The 891-nt window shown below is 34.6% G+C and carries 1 protein-coding gene; it reads left to right on the top strand.

What is annotated here, in order from left to right:
- Positions 1-821 (top strand): ATP-binding protein (locus tag BAZO_RS10785; RefSeq protein WP_003331526.1); only part of this gene is annotated, 821 nt, incomplete at its 5' end.
- Positions 822-891: the final 70 nt, after the last annotated feature.

Here is an 891-nt window from a genome sequence, read left to right on the forward strand (position 1 = left end):
TAAATACTGATGATATTCACACACAACGAGGCTTGTTCTTTCCTTGGAAAATGGGCATTTCAAAACGTTTAGTTATCAATGATTTAGATTTCTTTGTTGCTTCACAACATAAGCCTTATATCCCTATCATGGAGAACCTGAAACTAAACTACGATAATGTAACCTCAATTGCAATCGCAGGAAATTCAGGAAGTGGTAAATCTTATACACTTACTTATTTTCTAAGTATGTTAAAGCCTCTATCAGATTTAATCATCATTGATCCTAAATTTGATACGCCGTCACGCTGGGCGAGAGAAAATAAAATTCCTGTAATCCACCCTGAACGCAATCGTTCAAAATCAGATTTTGTTGCTGAAATCAACGAATCTTTAAGTCAAACTTTGAATATCATTTATAAGCGTCAAGAGATTCTATACGATAATCCTCGCCATCCGTTTTCACATCTGACTATTGTTATTGATGAAGTCTTGGCTCTATCCGAGGGAACAAACAAAAATATTAAGGATAGCTTCTTCTCTTTAATTTCACAGATTGCATTGTTAGGAAGAGCGACTAAAGTCCATCTTTTACTGGTATCACAACGTTTTGATTATCAATCTATTCCAGTTTCTGTGAGGGAGCAGTTAAATGTCCTTATTCAAATCGGAAATATCAATAAGAAAACTGTTCAATTCTTGTTTCCTGATTTAGATCCTGAAGGAATTGTTATTCCATTAGGTAAAGGTACTGGTTTAATCCAGATCATTGACAACGAGCATCCTTATCAAGTGCTTCCCTTGTTATGCCCAACTTACTATACGAAGAAAGGTATTCTCTAACATGAAAAAGACTTATTTCATGAGGACATTCAATCTCAATTTGAGATTGGTTTTGTTTTCAATCTCAACT

Origin of the sequence: Schinkia azotoformans LMG 9581, assembly GCF_000307855.1 — a bacterium.
In the GTDB taxonomy this organism is placed as follows: domain Bacteria; phylum Bacillota; class Bacilli; order Bacillales; family Bacillaceae_J; genus Schinkia; species Schinkia azotoformans.